General features: G+C 42.0%; 18 protein-coding genes. 10 read left to right on the top strand and 8 right to left on the bottom strand.

Annotation, left to right across the window (positions count from 1 at the left end; translation table 11 throughout):
* The first annotated feature begins 195 nt into the window (after window positions 1-195).
* Window positions 196-816, top strand: coding sequence for an NUDIX hydrolase (locus J2Z37_RS22880; protein ID WP_209812648.1), 621 nt, complete (start codon window positions 196-198; stop codon window positions 814-816).
* A 148-nt stretch (window positions 817-964) separates the two neighbouring features.
* Here the strand turns inward: J2Z37_RS22880 and J2Z37_RS22875 are convergent, their stop codons facing one another.
* Window positions 965-1,297 (bottom strand): ASCH domain-containing protein, encoded by a 333-nt coding sequence (locus J2Z37_RS22875; RefSeq protein WP_209812647.1) that lies wholly within the window; start codon window positions 1,295-1,297, stop codon window positions 965-967.
* Between the two features lie 105 nt (window positions 1,298-1,402).
* Between J2Z37_RS22875 and pepF the strand changes: the two genes are divergently transcribed.
* The 4 genes from pepF (at window position 1,403) to J2Z37_RS22855 (ending at window position 5,357) form a co-directional block, all read left to right on the top strand.
* The gene (gene pepF, locus J2Z37_RS22870) at window positions 1,403-3,304 is read left to right on the top strand and encodes an oligoendopeptidase F (protein ID WP_209812646.1); all 1,902 of its coding nucleotides are present in this window, start codon (window positions 1,403-1,405) and stop codon (window positions 3,302-3,304) included.
* 66 nt (window positions 3,305-3,370) lie between these two features.
* On the top strand, window positions 3,371-4,033 hold the full coding sequence (locus J2Z37_RS22865) for a YigZ family protein (RefSeq protein ID WP_209812645.1): 663 nt from the start codon (window positions 3,371-3,373) through the stop codon (window positions 4,031-4,033).
* Between the two features lie 122 nt (window positions 4,034-4,155).
* Window positions 4,156-4,308: a DUF2759 family protein gene (locus J2Z37_RS22860; RefSeq protein ID WP_209812644.1), complete on the top strand. Its 153-nt coding sequence runs from the start codon at window positions 4,156-4,158 to the stop codon at window positions 4,306-4,308.
* A gap of 104 nt (window positions 4,309-4,412) precedes the next feature.
* Window positions 4,413-5,357, top strand: a complete 945-nt coding sequence (locus J2Z37_RS22855; RefSeq protein WP_209812643.1) for a 4-hydroxy-3-methylbut-2-enyl diphosphate reductase — start codon at window positions 4,413-4,415, stop codon at window positions 5,355-5,357.
* An 80-nt stretch (window positions 5,358-5,437) separates the two neighbouring features.
* On the opposite strand, the gene J2Z37_RS22850 is transcribed toward J2Z37_RS22855, so the two are convergent.
* Window positions 5,438-5,749, bottom strand: coding sequence for a DUF1811 family protein (locus J2Z37_RS22850; RefSeq protein ID WP_209812642.1), 312 nt, complete (start codon window positions 5,747-5,749; stop codon window positions 5,438-5,440).
* Between the two features lie 151 nt (window positions 5,750-5,900).
* Here J2Z37_RS22850 and J2Z37_RS22845 point away from each other — a divergent pair, with 151 nt between their 5' ends.
* Window positions 5,901-6,194, top strand: coding sequence for a DUF2573 family protein (locus tag J2Z37_RS22845; protein WP_209812641.1), 294 nt, complete (start codon window positions 5,901-5,903; stop codon window positions 6,192-6,194).
* A gap of 65 nt (window positions 6,195-6,259) precedes the next feature.
* Here the strand turns inward: J2Z37_RS22845 and J2Z37_RS22840 are convergent, their stop codons facing one another.
* From J2Z37_RS22840 to proB, 6 genes are all read right to left on the bottom strand, one after another.
* Window positions 6,260-6,607, bottom strand: coding sequence for a spore coat protein (locus J2Z37_RS22840; protein ID WP_209812640.1), 348 nt, complete (start codon window positions 6,605-6,607; stop codon window positions 6,260-6,262).
* Between the two features lie 15 nt (window positions 6,608-6,622).
* Window positions 6,623-6,901 (bottom strand): hypothetical protein, encoded by a 279-nt coding sequence (locus J2Z37_RS22835; protein ID WP_342453871.1) that lies wholly within the window; start codon window positions 6,899-6,901, stop codon window positions 6,623-6,625.
* Window positions 6,902-7,014: 113 nt separating this feature from the next.
* Entirely contained in the window at window positions 7,015-7,845 is an 831-nt protein-coding gene (locus J2Z37_RS22830; protein WP_209812638.1) for an AAA family ATPase, read from the bottom strand.
* A gap of 13 nt (window positions 7,846-7,858) precedes the next feature.
* Window positions 7,859-8,701: a pyrroline-5-carboxylate reductase gene (proC, locus tag J2Z37_RS22825; RefSeq protein ID WP_209812637.1), complete on the bottom strand. Its 843-nt coding sequence runs from the start codon at window positions 8,699-8,701 to the stop codon at window positions 7,859-7,861.
* A gap of 12 nt (window positions 8,702-8,713) precedes the next feature.
* Window positions 8,714-9,961: a glutamate-5-semialdehyde dehydrogenase gene (locus J2Z37_RS22820; RefSeq protein ID WP_209812636.1), complete on the bottom strand. Its 1,248-nt coding sequence runs from the start codon at window positions 9,959-9,961 to the stop codon at window positions 8,714-8,716.
* Complete coding sequence (proB, locus tag J2Z37_RS22815) at window positions 9,958-11,100, bottom strand: glutamate 5-kinase (protein WP_209812635.1); 1,143 nt, start codon at window positions 11,098-11,100, stop codon at window positions 9,958-9,960. The genes J2Z37_RS22820 and proB overlap by 4 nt, the downstream gene beginning before the upstream one ends.
* A gap of 484 nt (window positions 11,101-11,584) precedes the next feature.
* On the opposite strand from proB, the gene cyoE reads away from it, so the two are divergent.
* The 4 genes from cyoE to J2Z37_RS22795 all read left to right on the top strand — a co-directional run bounded on the left by cyoE (window position 11,585) and on the right by J2Z37_RS22795 (window position 15,361).
* Entirely contained in the window at window positions 11,585-12,505 is a 921-nt protein-coding gene (gene cyoE / locus J2Z37_RS22810; protein ID WP_209812634.1) for a heme o synthase, read from the top strand.
* A gap of 84 nt (window positions 12,506-12,589) precedes the next feature.
* Window positions 12,590-13,735, top strand: coding sequence for an MFS transporter (locus J2Z37_RS22805; protein ID WP_209812633.1), 1,146 nt, complete (start codon window positions 12,590-12,592; stop codon window positions 13,733-13,735).
* A 78-nt stretch (window positions 13,736-13,813) separates the two neighbouring features.
* A complete protein-coding gene (locus J2Z37_RS22800) occupies window positions 13,814-14,545 on the top strand; it encodes an amino acid ABC transporter ATP-binding protein (protein WP_245204145.1) in 732 nt (243 codons plus the stop codon).
* Window positions 14,546-14,572: 27 nt separating this feature from the next.
* Window positions 14,573-15,361, top strand: a complete 789-nt coding sequence (locus tag J2Z37_RS22795) for a DUF2797 domain-containing protein (protein WP_209812632.1) — start codon at window positions 14,573-14,575, stop codon at window positions 15,359-15,361.
* Window positions 15,362-15,422: the final 61 nt, after the last annotated feature.

Here is a 15,422-nt window from a genome sequence, read left to right as displayed (position 1 = left end):
TTTTGGTTTTGCTGGGTTTTTAAACTATCTCAGTCATTTCCAAATTCAACCTACGTAAAACATTGTGGTAGTCGGTTTCGTTCATTGTAACTATTTCGCCGACCATATTCGATCACGCTCCATACACCGATCAATTGAAGCTTTTCCCAGAAAAGGGTATGATAGAGGAAGAATCTGGGTGAAGGGGTGTTTTTTATGCTGAGGGAAATTGAAGCCGTCTATAAAAATCGAACACCTCGTATTCTAGGACAGGGTGACGTTCGAAGGGCTTCCGTGATGCTTTCTTTAATCAAGGAAAATGATGGACTGTCTGTATTGTTTGAAGTAAGAGGTCACAAATTAAGGCATCAACCGGGTGAAATCTGTTTTCCGGGTGGGCGAATCGAAGAGGAAGATCTCAATGAAGAAGCCGCTGCGATTCGTGAAACCTGTGAGGAGCTTGGGGTAAGTGCCAATGATCTGGAAATCATCGGCCAATTAGATGTGTTTGTCACCCCACATACGATTATTTATCCTTATTTGTCCCTTTTAAAAGAAGGAACCCCACTCCATCCCGATCCGGATGAGGTAGCAGAATTGTTTACGGTGCCGCTTGAATTTCTGGTCGACAATCAACCTGATTTACATCTTGTGCCAATTGAAATGAAGCCTCCAGAGGATTTTCCGTTTGATTTAATTCCCAATGGTAAGTACTACAAATGGAGAAAAGCGCAAATTCCAGAGTATTTTTACCGTTACAGGGACAAAGTGATTTGGGGGATTACAGCGAGGATTCTTCATGACTTTCTGGAAAAACTGAAAAAGCAATTGGATTAGATATGTTTAGGTTTCTCCAATGTGATGGGGAAACCTTTTTTCATTCTGTATTAAAATGGCAGACAACCGTACATATTAGAATGGAGAAGGAAGAAGGGAATCGGGAATATGAGGTACAAAAACAAAAAGTAGAGCAATAGCTCTACTTTTATTTCACTTCATTAAATTCATGAACCCAAACGGTCATGTGCGGTAAAAACGGCATTCCTGGATGGAGTGACAAAATATAATTTTTATAATCTTCCATTGAAGTATACCCCTCTTTTTGGGCATCTTCATCAGTCATTTCTCCAAGAGATTGCTGATAAACTTTAGTCACTTCAAATTTACGACCATCAAGCTCCATCACTTCGCCAGGATCGGCATAACGTCCATTACGGCGAGTGGCTGTTTTCTTACCTTCTAGGACGAGTTGTACATCCTGATCCATTGTAACCATACGTTCGATGGAACAGGTTTTAGGTGGTAGCGTTTGAGACATGGTGATTCCCCTTTCCTTGCATTTCGAAAATGTCTTTTCTTATTATATATCACGTAAATTCCAAATCCAAGCTAACAACCATAAAAATAGAAGGAGGACCATGTTTTGCAGAATAAAGGTAAAATCTTCATGATGCTTCTCGTTTCAATCTGTTTAACAACCTTCATAACAACTTCAGGCTTTGGAAAAGAAAACGGTGAAGCAAAGAGGCCGCACTATGAAAGTCGTGGACAGATACCTGAGCAGTACAAATGGCAAATGAAAGATCTTTATGAAGACAAGAAGACTTGGGAAGAGGACATTCGAAAAGTTGAGAAATTGGCAGCACAGCTGGGAAACCAGGCAGGGAAACTAGGTCAAGGTGCAGAACACCTGAAGAAATCCTTAGAAATTTATACAGCTTTAAATCGCACCTTTGAAAAAGTGTATGCTTATGCAAAGCTCTCTCTTGATACGAATAAATCCAACCCGGACTACCAGGCAATGTCGAATCAGGTAGATGACTTGTCCATGAAGGTAGGGGAAAAAATATCCTTTTTTATCCCTGAGCTTTTGCAAATTCCGGGGGAAAAGCTGCAGCAATTTATGAAGCAACCGGAGATGGAAAAATACCAACGTTGGATTAGCGTCCAAATTCGTGACAGGGAGCATACCCTTCCTAAAGAGATGGAGCAGGTACTGGCTAAAAGCAGCTCCATTGCAAATGCACCGGAAAGTATTTTTGGGATGCTGACGAAAGATATGATCTACCCTACGATAAAGGATGAGACAGGTAAAGAAGTCAAACTAACGCCAGCCAATTATGGCAGCTATATAAAAAGCAATAATCGGGAAGTTCGAAAAAAAGCCTATGATGCTTACTACAAGACAGTGGACCAGTTCAAAGATACATTTGCCCAGATATTGCAATCTGAAGTGAAGAAAAACATCTTTTATTCTGATGTGAGAAAATATCCTTCATCCTTAGATGCAAGCCTGGAAGCGAACAATATTCCAAGTTCTGTCTATGATAATTTGATTTCAACAATCCATAAGCAATTACCTCTTCTTCATCAGTATATCACTCTGAAAAAGGAAGCTGCAGGATTGAAAGAAATGCATTTGTATGACCTATATAGGGGATTTAATCAAACGGAAAACACAACGTATATACCCTATGATAAAGCCACTGAGATGGTGAAAAACGGTTTGGCAGTCCTTGGAGAGGAATATTCTCAGCTATTAGGTCGAGCTTTTCAGGAAAGATGGATGGATGTCTATTATACAAAAGGGAAAAGGACAGGGGCCTATCAGTGGGGGGCTTATGACAGTCATCCATACATCCTTTTGAACTATCAAGGGGATATGGACGATATTTTTACAATCGCCCACGAATTAGGCCATGCCGGTCATTCTTACTTCTCTAACCGAAGCCAGGATTATCTGTATGCAAGTTATCCAATCTTTACGGCAGAGGTGGCTTCGACAACGAATGAGGCCTTATTGTTCAGAGAAATGTATCGGCAGGCAAAGACAAAGGAAGAAAAAATCTCCATTTTGAATCAACGCTTAGAGGATTATATGGGGACCTTGTTTCTACAAACCATGTTCGCGGAATTTGAGAAAGCCATTCATGTTAAGGCAGAACAAGGAGAAGCTTTAACTGCAGACACTCTCAGTACCATCTATGGCGATCTGATGCGGAAATATTATGGAGAAAGTCTTCTAGTTGACCATTTTGCCTCACTTGGTTGGGCGCGAATCCCACATTTTTATCGAAATTACTATGTATATCAGTATGCGACAGGCTTCGCCGCAGCGAATGCATTTGCCCAAAGGATCATTGATGATGGGGAGCCGGCGGTGAACGACTATATCAAGAAATTTTTATCTGCCGGTGATTCGAAGGATCCCATCGAGGTATTGAAGGATGCCGGGATTGATATGACTTCACCGCGCGTTGTTAAGCAGGCATTAAAGGGATTTGAGGAGACCTTAAAAGAATTGCAGGCACTCTTGAATACATAAATCCTTTCTATTCCTAAAAGAATCCAAAGAGATTTGTTATAATGAGGGAAATAGGAGGTGACGGATGTGCTAGATCGTTACTTGACGATAAAAGGCTATGGGGAAACGGAAATTGAGATCAATCGATCCAGATTCATCTGTTATGTTGAGCGGGCGGAAACAGAAGAAATGGCGCAATCCTTTATTGCTGGCATCAAGAAAAAACATTGGGATGCCACGCATAACTGCTCCGCTTATCTGATTGGCGAAACAGACCACATCCAGAAGGCTGATGATGATGGGGAGCCGAGTGGAACCGCAGGAAAGCCAATCCTCGAAGTACTTAAAAAAAATCACGTAAAAGACTGTGTCGTGGTTGTTACCAGGTACTTCGGGGGCATCAAGCTGGGGGCAGGTGGACTGATCCGCGCATATGGAAAAGGGGCATCTGCAGCTTTGCGGGCGGGACAGGTCGTGGAGCGAGTACTTCATGATCGGCTTAGCATTCGAATTGATTATACTTTTCTAGGAAAAGTAGAAAATGCGCTTCGCTCCCAGCAGGAGGTTATCCTCGAAGAAATTGCCTATACTGATGCTGTAACAGTCCATGTTTTAGTCCCCAAAGGCAAGGATTCCACTTTTGTTGAGTGGATGACTGATTTAACGAGCGGCCAAGCTGTGGTGACGAAAGGAGATAACCACTACGTGGAATTCCCTTTCGGTAAGGAATTACAGGAAGATGAGGCATAACTCGTATATTTTTGGAAAGAGTAAAAAATAAAAATGGTTTACTCTTTGAGATAAAGTCATTAAAATAGATATGTGTGTTTAGGGTTCATGTATCTACATATTGAGATAGGAGTGTGATTGTAATGGTGATGCTTTTAATTTTGGTTCTACTTACTTTAGTCACTGCCTACGGTATTGTACAGACGAAAAGACAAGGCAATGTTTTCGGACTGGCATTTTCCACCGTTGCATTTTTAGTTTTCCTGTTATGTACAGGACTTGCACTAACCATTTGAAGTCGTCCCCATTGGGGGCGATTTTTTTTGTGCTGAATTCTATCTGTTAGGGTATAATGAGTGCGGGTGGATTGTTAACGGACAAAACATGGGAGGGAAAAATAATGGAAGTCATAAAATTAAGTCCCCGCGGATATTGCTACGGCGTTGTGGATGCGATGGTTCTAGCTCAGCATGCTGCAAATAATCCAAATTATCCGCGTCCAATTTATATTTTAGGAATGATCGTTCATAACAGCCATATCGTTGAGGCTTTTGAGAAAGAAGGAATCATTACTATCGATGGTCCCGATCGGTTGACTATGCTGGAACAAATCGAACATGGTACCGTCATTTTTACAGCGCATGGAGTATCCCCACAAGTCAAACAAAGTGCCCGAGACAAAGGGTTAACCGTATTGGATGCAACTTGCCCGGATGTTACGAGAACACATGATTTGATTAAGGAAAAGGTTACAGAAGGCTACGATGTAATCTACATTGGAAAAAAAGGACACCCAGAGCCTGAAGGAGCCATGGGGAATGCCCCAGATAAAGTCCATCTAATCGAAAGTGTCGCTGACATTGAAAATCTAAATTTAACGAATGAAAAATTGATTATCACTAACCAGACAACTATGAGCCAATGGGATATTAAGCATGTGATGGATAAATGCAAAGAAAAATATCCACATGCTGAAGTTCATAATGAAATATGTCTCGCCACACAGCTCCGTCAAGAAGCAGTAGCCAATCAGGCAAAAAGCGCAGATTTGTTAATTGTGGTAGGGGATCCAAAAAGCAATAACTCTAACCGGCTGGCGCAGGTATCTGAAGATATTGCGCATACCGAGGCCCACCGTGTAGGAGATGTTACGGAAATCAAAAAGGAATGGCTGATCGGCAGGAAAAATGTCGCCGTTACTTCAGGGGCATCTACACCAACTCCGATCACCCGGGAAGTCATTCATTATCTTGAGCAGTTTGACGAGAACAATCCGGAAACTTGGGAAACGAAGCGAACGGTTAATTTGGCTAAAATATTGCCAACTGTTAAAGAAAGAGCATAGAAATAATGGAAAAAATCCTTCACCACGGTGGAGGATTTTTTTCAGCACAATTGGTTGCGCACGAATGTCTTGAAACCTGACTATTCTACCGCTTGAAGCCGGGAGATGGGAAAAGCGACTTCTTCTTCCTGGTCTTTAAAGACGCCCCATGCCATAATTCCATTTAGATAGGTGATTTTAAAGGGTTGTTCATACCCGATCACAGTGTATGCCGTTTCCGGGTAGAAATCCTCTGGGTTCATTAAATAAGATTTAGCGGTGTAAAACTTCTGTTCTAGAATGGCGGCCTCTGAAAAAAATCCAGCTTGATGTTTTTTCATAGCCCCCTCTTTGAATTTGATTAAAGCTTGTTCAAGTTCTTCTTTGGTCATTTCACTAAAGCGCTTTTCCATTTCAATATCCTCGATCCTTTTTTGTCTATTATATAAGTGAATTTAGTTGGATTTCAATATTCGCATTGACAAAGCTGAAGTTACTTGGAAGAATAGTATTAGTTCTATTGTTATGTTGGTTAAGTGAAATTTGTAGAATGGAGTGCAAAACATGAAATCCGATAAGAGTTTAATACCCGAATTTGATCATTTAATCTCTAAATTTACCGAGCTCCTGACTGGAGAAGCAACCGAAGAGCGAGTGGAGATGGTCAAAATTTGGTGTATGTATAATCATATTTTAAAGGTAATGCCGCCACTTGTAAAACACTGGAATTCAGTGGAAGATCACCAGGATGCAAAAAAACAAATTCGGGAAATTTTCGAAGAAATCCAGCGCCTGAATGAAGAAAATAAGGGGAAAATAAGGGAACATCAGAGCGAGCTAAACCAACAGTCACATTAAGAGGAGTGCCCAGAGGGCACTCTTCACCACATACGGCATAGAAAAGGTAAAGTGAACAAATTCTCTTATTGTAACGGGTACGGAAACTGTGTGGAATAATTACTAAACTGCTGGTAGGCTTGGTCTAGCTTTTGTTGCTGTTCTGCCTCCAACTTGTACCAGCCTTTTTGGAACATTAAATTGAAAAGATCCCTTTGTGCCTGATGGTTTTCCATCAAAATTGTAAGCAGGTCCTGGTGTAAAGATTGATGACTTGCTTCACGTACAGCGGTATTAAAGCTGTCTGTCATATATTTCTGTGTTGCAAGAATATCGTTTAGGTAGTCGCGATCGTTCATTTGTGGACCCTTCACCTGAGGTTCATTTGCAGGCTTGGGATTCTTGATGGTATTTGGGTTTTGATTCTGCTGCATCTATAGATACCTCCTTTATTGTTGAGGAATTTGCGCCATCTGCTGCATGTTATTCGTCTGGCAATGTTTTAGAAGCATGTTATAGTGCCGCTGGTGCATTTGCCCGATTTGGTCAATCAATTGTTTGGACTGGTTGCACCCGATTTCCCCGGAGAAATGGGAGCATTTTTTGGCTGCGAGCAATGCCCAGGACATGGCATCTTTCAAATAGAGAATGTCTTTGGTAGTCACAACCTCAGGTGGTGTCATCATAATGGGTTGTTGTTGTTGATTACTTTGCATCATTGTTTGCATCATAGCCCTCCTTCATAAGAAGATATTCTGAAGCCGAACGGCTTCACTATAGATGGTTTTCCCAATTAGGAGTGGTGGTATGACAGAAGAAAGATGGAAGAAAAAAAGTCCTGTCACGAGGTGACGGGACTTTGCATTTTCCACTGCACTGTTGTAATCAAGAGGTCGATTTCACCGACTTCAAGATTCAGATGTTCAAGAAATTCCTGATAAATACTCTTTTGAATTTGATGAGAAAGATTTTGAATACTTTCGCCAGATGCAAGTTTTAAGCTTAAATGCAAAGTAATAACTGGCTCTGCGGACATCTCTACTTTGATTTTGCTAATCTCATGAACAAAGGGAAGATCCCTGCAGCTTTTCAGCACTAACTTTTTCAGAACAGCCTCAGAAACATGGATTTGACCCGCATGAAATTGAGGATGTACTATTGTTGTTTCCCCATATTCCTCTTTCTTGGAGGAAAGAATAATCTTTTCCACCCTGGAGATTAAACGGCTTATAAAGTCTTGCTCAACCTGCAGGCGAGGGATCGGAATAGCATGACGTCCTTTGGTTTCGCGTTCGAACAAAGCCGCCTTGATTTCTGACGAAGAGCGAATGTCTGAGATATGAACAAAATGTTCAATCGTAGGCAACTCCAAAGCATCCTGGATCCGTTTAATCATCTTCTGGGAGGTTCCAAGAATCAACAAACGTTCTATGGGATTTTCCTTTAATGCTTGTATAACCTCTTTACGATGACTCTCATCCAGAAAGATTGCTCGTTTAACTGCCTGAATGGTTGTTTTCTCATATTTGGCAGACTGTCCGGCAACCTTCCTCCCTTGAAAAATCAAAATACCATCATCGATAATGGCCGATATTTTGAAACGATGGGCGAGGGCTAAAGCACTCGTACTCTTGCCTGTTCCACTTGGACCGTATAGTGCGTAAATTTCCACCGATTGTTCCACCTTATGTTTTAGATTCGGAGAGAATGGCTCCTAATTCCTTCGATCTTTCTGTTGCCCGCAAAATACAGGCTACTAAGGCCTGCTCGAACCCAAGAGAACGTAGCACTTCGAGCCCGGCCTGGGTGGTTCCACCTGGTGAGGTTACTTTTTCCCGCAAAACAGCTGGATCTTCGCCTGTTTCTTTCAGCATTTCCGCTGCCCCAATAATGGTTTGCAAAATCAGCTCGCGAGACATCCCTGCCGGTAATCCAGCTTGGACAGCCCCCTTCTGCATGGCCTCAACCAGGAGATAAATATAAGCAGGACCACTTCCTGAGACCCCTGTCACTGCATCCAACTGATTTTCCTCGACAATGACGACAGAGCCAATCGATTCAAAAATTTCCTTCGCTATTAGAATGTGCTCGTCCGTAGCCGTGATCCCACTTGAAATGGCTGTTGCAGATAATCCGATTGTTGCAGACGTATTTGGCATGGTACGAATAACTGGGGCAGAATGACCAAGGATATTTGTGATGAAATCTGTTGTAATACCTGCCACAACGGAAACAATCAATTGCCTCGGATTAGTTAAATGCTTTAATTCACTTAAAGCACTCCCTACATCCTTAGGCTTCATCGCCAATATTAGAATATCTGCTTCCTGAATGGACTGCTCTCTGTAATCCGCATCGGCAACAACACCAAATTTGGTGAAAAGTTCGTTCAGACGAAAACGGTTCGCTCGATTCGTAATGCTTACATTACGTGGAGTTATGATCTTTTGATTAAACATCCCCGCGAGGATGGCTTCAGCCATTGAACCAGCACCAATAAAGCATATTTTTTTATCTCTTAAATACATTTTCTGTCACCTCTACCCGCGTATTTGCCCCTGTCCATGCAATAAATATTTATAGGAAGTTAAAGCTGTTAGTCCCATAGGCCCGCGAGCATGCAGTTTTTGTGTGCTAATTCCTATTTCCGCACCAAAGCCAAATTCAAATCCGTCTGTAAAACGAGTAGAAGCGTTATGATAGACGGCGGCCGCATCAATTTCACGCAAAAATCTTTGGGCTGCTACTTGGTTCTCGGTAATGATACATTCTGAATGTCCGCTGCCGTATTGTTCAATATGTTCAATCGCCTCATCAAGATTTTTCACGACTCTCAAGGCAATAATCAAGTCCAAAAATTCTGTTGCCCAGTCTTCTTCCGTCGCTGCTGCCAAATGAGGAAGTTGTGTTCTAGCCTTTTCAGATGCCTTAATTTGTACCTTGTGCTCTTCTAATGCGGAAACAATCTCCTTCAGATGACGATTTGCCCAGTCTTGATGAATCAAGAGGGTTTCGATTGTATTACAAACGGAAGGGCGCTGTGTCTTGGCATTGATTGTGATGCGAATCGCTTTATCCAGATCGGCTTTGTCATCGATATATACATGACAATTTCCAGCTCCGGTTTCCAGGACAGGTACGGACGCATTCTGCACGACGTGAGAGATTAATCCAGCACCGCCGCGTGGGATTAAAACATCAAGATACTCGTTTAAACGAAGCATTTGATCGGATGTTTCCCGTGAGGTATCCTCAAGCAACTGTACGCATCCCACTGGGAGTTGATGATTTTCTAGGACACTCTGTATGAGCCTGGTAATCGCCATGTTGGAATGAATGGCAGAGGAACTTCCCCGTAGAAAAGCGGCATTCCCTGTTTTGAGACAGAGTGCAGCAGCATCAACTGTTACATTTGGTCTCGCTTCATAGATAATCCCAACGACACCAAGGGGAACTCGGACTTTCTCTATTTGTAAGCCATTTGGACGAGAGAAGCTCTCTATTGTTTCACCGATGGGATCTGTTAGTTCAATAATCTGCCTGATTCCTTCGGCCATATCTAGAATCCTTTGTGGATTTAGGGCTAAACGATCAAGAATGGCAGTAGGAGTGCCATGTTTCCTACCCGCTTCCATATCTTTTTCATTCTCTTGGAGAAGAAAGCCTGTTTGGCTAATTAGTTTGTCAGCCATTGCTGACAGAACTTGATTTTTTTGTTCCGTAGACAGTTTTGCCAATTCCTTTGCTGCCTTTTTTGCAGATTTTCCTTTAGTAATCAATTCATTCATGTTAAATCCCTCCATTCATAAGATACCCATTCATCCCTATGGATCACTTCGGGCTTCACGGATCCTGTAACAGACATTGCATAATCTGAGGAGCTTCCTTTTATTAATTGGATGGCGTTAGAGGGGTAATTCACAACCCCCTTGCCAATCAATTCCCCATCAGCGGTCAGGACTTCTACAACGTCCCCTTTGTTAAATTCCCCATGAATGGCCGTAACACCAGATGGGAGTAAACTTTTTCCCTGCTCAAGTAAAGCGTGTCTTGCTCCTTGATCCACAATGACGCTTCCTTCTACATCTGCGTGAAAAGCAATCCACTGTTTTTTGTTTCTCATGGAAGACAAATTTTCTGAACCAAAGTAGGTGCCTTGCCCTCTACCCATGATAATTTGATCCAGTTTATCTTCACCCAACCCACAACCCACGAAAACCTTCACGCCAAATGACAAGGCGGTTTTGGCTGCCAATACCTTGGAACGCATTCCCCCGGTCCCAACTTTACTTCCTGCACCTGAGGCCATCTGCTCGATTTCAGGTGTGATCTTTGAAACGTGTGCAAGTTTCTTTGCCTGGGGATTTGTACGTGGGTTTGAATCATACAACCCATCCGTATCCGTGAGAATGATCAGTAAATCGGCGTGCAAAAATCCAGCTACAAGAGCGGAAAGCATATCATTGTCGCCGAAGGTTAGCTCATCCACAGAAATTGTATCATTCTCGTTAATGATCGGAATCACTCCTTTCTGTAGAAGAGCGGACATCGTGTTATGGGCATTAATATAAAGCTTTCGCTGGGAAAAATCCCTTTTGGTTAACAAAATTTGTGCTACTGTATAACCAAAATTAGAAAATAATTGCGAATAGGATTGGATCAGCAATCCTTGCCCTACAGCTGCTGAGGCTTGCTTCATCTCTATTGTAGTAGGCCGGCTGTGAAAACCTAAAGAAGTGAATCCTGCGGCTACTGCACCAGATGAGACTAAAAGAACTTCATGCCCTTGGTCGCGAAGAAAAGCCAAAGCGGATACGTGGTCCAACAATTTATTCTGGGAAAGGCCGCCCTCTTCTTCCGTTAAAGAGCTACTTCCAATTTTGACGACAATCCTAAACTTTTTTTTATCTAAATCATACAGGTTCATGTTGATATGCTCCTTATTGCTATTTAACAAAATAAAAGAACCCTTTCATCCTTGTAAAGGACGAAAGGGTTCTTCCGCGGTACCACCTTTATTGGCAATAAATGCCCACTTCACATTGATAACAGGGTGCTCCCCGTCCAGTTTTTGTCTGGAAGCTCAAGGGTGGGGCCAATAAGGCATAACGCAGATGGCTTGCAGCCTGGGCCATCCCTCTCTATTCGCGCATGGTTCTTACTGGTTTCCTTTCATAGCTTTATTTTATCCCTAAGGGGTTTTATACTTATTCATTAATATATAATTATGGAATAAAAACAAAAGAGAGTCAAGAAGATTGTGGTTTAAATCATCTGCTATTTTAGCAAATGTTCACGGAACGTTCCTTGACACTCGAATCCGATAAAAATAGAATTAATATGTTGACTATGGTAAGAAATATGATCACCTTAAAAAGGTGCTTGAATAGGAAGAACGGAGGAGTTTTGATATGGAAACGTCGGTTACATATAACACCACAGAAGAGGACTCAGCGATTACAACGCAGTCCTTAACTTGGAGAGACTTTGTTCAGGTTACAAAGCCGGGGATTGTTCTATCCAATTTGTTGGTTGTTTTAGCAGGCTTTTGGCTCGCTTCAGAATGGAAAGATTCCTTTAGTGTGTGGTTATTGCTTGTTACGGTCTTAGGAAGCACACTTGTCATGGGAGGTTCTTGTGTTTTAAATAACTATTTGGACCGGGATTTGGATATTAAGATGGCCCGGACAAAAAGACGACCAGTGGCTGCGGGGAGAATGTCGGCTAAATTTGCCTTATCTTACGGAATGGCGCTAATGATTGCTGGAATTACCTTATTAAGCTTAGGAGCAAATGCCCTTGCCGGTTTGCTTGGATTGATCGGGGCTTTTGTTTACGTGGTTGTCTATACGGCTTGGATGAAGAGAACAACACATCTCAATACCGTTGTGGGTGCGATATCTGGGGCTGTTCCTCCAATGATTGGTTGGGCGGCAGTGACGGGCAATTTAGAACACGGTGCGTGGGTGTTATTCGCATTCCTTTTTTTGTGGCAGATTCCGCATTTTCTTGCCCTGGCTATGATGAAAGCGAAGGACTATCAAACAGCTGGCTATCAAATGCTTCCTGTTGTAAAAGGGAACTTAGAAACGAAAAGGCAAATGCTTTTGTGGACAGCCGCCTTACTTCCAGTCTCCTTATTTTTATATGGAGCAGGAGTGGTAGGAATCTTCTACTACGTTTCTGCAGCGCTTCTTGGTCTTGGATGGTTGGCTCTTGCAATCAAAGGATTTTTCGTTAAGGACGATTTAAAATGGGCCAAGCAAATGTTTTTTTACTCGTTGATTCATCTAACCGCTCTAAGTATTATCATGATGGTAAGCGCGGTTTAATCCCTTTAAAATTTAAGGTAAAAATAAAGATAGCCTAGCCAAGACGGGTGGGGGCTATCTTTTTTGTTGAGGAGAAACAAGCGTATGAAAACCTACCGATTTCCCATATTGATCTTGGCGATCGGGATTGCGGGGATGAGCCAAGGGTTAACCCTGCCATTACTCTCGATCCTGCTTGAAAAAGCGGATGTCCCTTCTTCGATGAATGGATGGAATGCTTCAGCCCTGTATATTGGAATGTTTATCACTTCCTTATTTATCGAGAAACCCGCTAGAAGATTTGGCTATAAACCTCTAATCGTGTGCGGAATCGCCATTGTTTTGCTTTCTTCCTTACTTATTCCTTTATGGCTTCAATTTACCTGGTGGTTTTTTCTACGTATGTTGATCGGGGTTGGGGATAGTTCGATTCATTATGCGACACAGCTGTGGATTACCTCGTCTTGTCCCCCACAAGAAAGAGGGCGACGAATATCGATTTATGGATTTTCCTATGGGGCTGGATTTAGCATCGGACCTTTCGGGGTAAATTTATTACAATATGGAATATGGATTCCGTTTTTGCTGGTAGCCCTGTTTTACTTTGTTGCCCTTTTATTGGTTAGCAAGTTATCCAACGAATTCCCCACGACCTATGAAAATGGTGAAAAGGCCTCTTATGGGAAAACGTTTCGCCTGGGATGGTATGCCTTAATCCCTGCCTTTTTGTATGGGTACCTGGAGGCAGTATTGAATGGCATCGTTCCAATTTATACACTTCGCATTGGCCTGCATGAAACGGATCTTTCTATCGTCCTCTTTGCCTTTTTTGGGGGGGCGTTATTAACACAACTACCCTTGGGTATTTTAAGTGACCGAATAGGACGTAAAAAGGTTCTGATGATGACGGCGGGAATTGCGGCCATCAGTTTTTTCCTTGTACCATGGGTTGGTCAACGGGTTTTTTTAATGACCATTTTATTTGTCATTAGTGGTTGTTGTACGGGTTCCTTTTTCTCATTAGGGCTAGCCTATGTAGCAGACATTATGCCACCTTCCTTTCTTCCCACTGCAAATGTTTTAGCTTCTTTATTGTTTAGTTTGGGAAGTATGAGCGGACCTTGGCTGGCGGGTTTGGGGATTCAGTATATCCATCCTAACAGCCTGTTTTATTTGTTTACAATACTACTAGGAGCATTTTTTGTTGCTGGATTTGTAGCAAACTATAGCTATAAGACACAGCTTAAATAACAATGTCTCTAAATATGCATTCCATAACCAAATATGGTTTAATAAAATTATAGAGTGTTTCGAAAGGGTGACTGAAGTTTGATTATCCAGGTTAAGGACCTTCATAAATATTATGGAAATTTGGAAGTTCTCAAAGGGATTAACTATACTGTTTCCGAAGGGGAAGTGGTTTGTGTCATTGGTCCATCAGGATCAGGGAAAAGTACATTTTTACGCTGCTTGAATGCCTTGGAGGAGATTACAAGTGGACATGTCATTATTAATGGACACGATTTGGTTGATCCCAAGGTGGATATCAATAAAGTTCGGACAGAGGTAGGGATGGTTTTCCAACGTTTTAATCTGTTCCCGCACAAAACAGTCATTCAAAACGTCATGTTGGCGCCGATGAAAGTGTTGAAGGTTACTGAGGAGGAAGCAAAAGAAAAAGCATTAAATCTGTTAGCTAAGGTTGGTTTGAAAGATAAAGCGGACGTATATCCGGAAAAACTTTCCGGGGGTCAAATGCAGCGTGTAGCGATTGCCCGGGCTTTGGCCATGAATCCAAAAATTATCCTGTTTGATGAACCGACTTCGGCACTTGACCCAGAACTAGTCGGTGAGGTTTTAGCCGTAATGAAAGACCTCGCCAAAGAGGGGATGACAATGGTTGTGGTTACCCATGAAATGGGTTTTGCTCGTGAGGTTGCGGACAGGGTCGTTTTTATGGACAAAGGAATCATTCAAGAAGAAGGAACACCGGAAGAATTGTTTAGTCATCCGAAAAATGATAGAACAAAAGAATTTTTGGGGAAAGTTCTTGCCCACTAAAGATAAGGTTATAAAGGAGAGGAAAGAATGTATACCGGATTCCTGAAAGGGCTTAGTCATACCTATGTAAATCCAGTTGTATATCATCTCCCATTGGGAGAACAATCAGCAACACTTAATGAATGGCTGGGGAAAACCGTTCATCTTCGTTTTCTAGGAGAAATGCAGTGCACCAATTGTGGAAGGCGAATTAAGAAAACTTATAATACGGGGTATTGCTATCCATGTGTCATTTCTCTACCGGAGACGGACCTCTGCATTGTCAAACCGCATGAATGCCACTATCATTTGGGCACTTGCCGTGATCCTGGGTTCGGCGATGAATATTGTATGATTCCACATTATGTGTATTTAGCCGTCAGCAGCGGAGTGAAGGTTGGGCTCACAAGAAAACATAATCAATGGAAGCGTTGGGTGGATCAGGGGGCCATCCAGGCAATTCCAATTGCTGAGTTGCCAAACCGCAAAAAAGCAGGAGAGCTAGAAGTAGCGTTAGCAGAGCATTTGCCTGATAAAACAAATTGGCGTAAGATGCTAAAAGGTGAAGTGGAGCAAGTTGATCTTTTGGGTTTACGTGAGGAAGTTTATTCCTATTTTCCAGAAGAATTTAAGCCATATTTACTAAAGGAAGAAGAGTGGGCTGAATTTGTGTATCCCATTTTGGAATCCACAGAAAAAATAAAAACGTATAATTTGGATAAACAGCCTGAGATTGCTGATCGACTGATTGGAATTAAAGGACAATATTTAATCTTTGAACAAGGGGTTCTTAATATTAAGAAGTTTACAGGATACAAAATTGAAATTTCTGCATAATTTTTCCTTCCTAAGAAGGATTGTGGTAAAATAATCTCGATCATACATATAAAGGAGGATG

It is taken from the genome of Ammoniphilus resinae, from assembly GCF_017873965.1.
GTDB classification, from domain to species: Bacteria; Bacillota; Bacilli; order Aneurinibacillales; family RAOX-1; genus Ammoniphilus_A; species Ammoniphilus_A resinae.
This window is presented reverse-complemented; position numbering and strand designations above follow the sequence as displayed.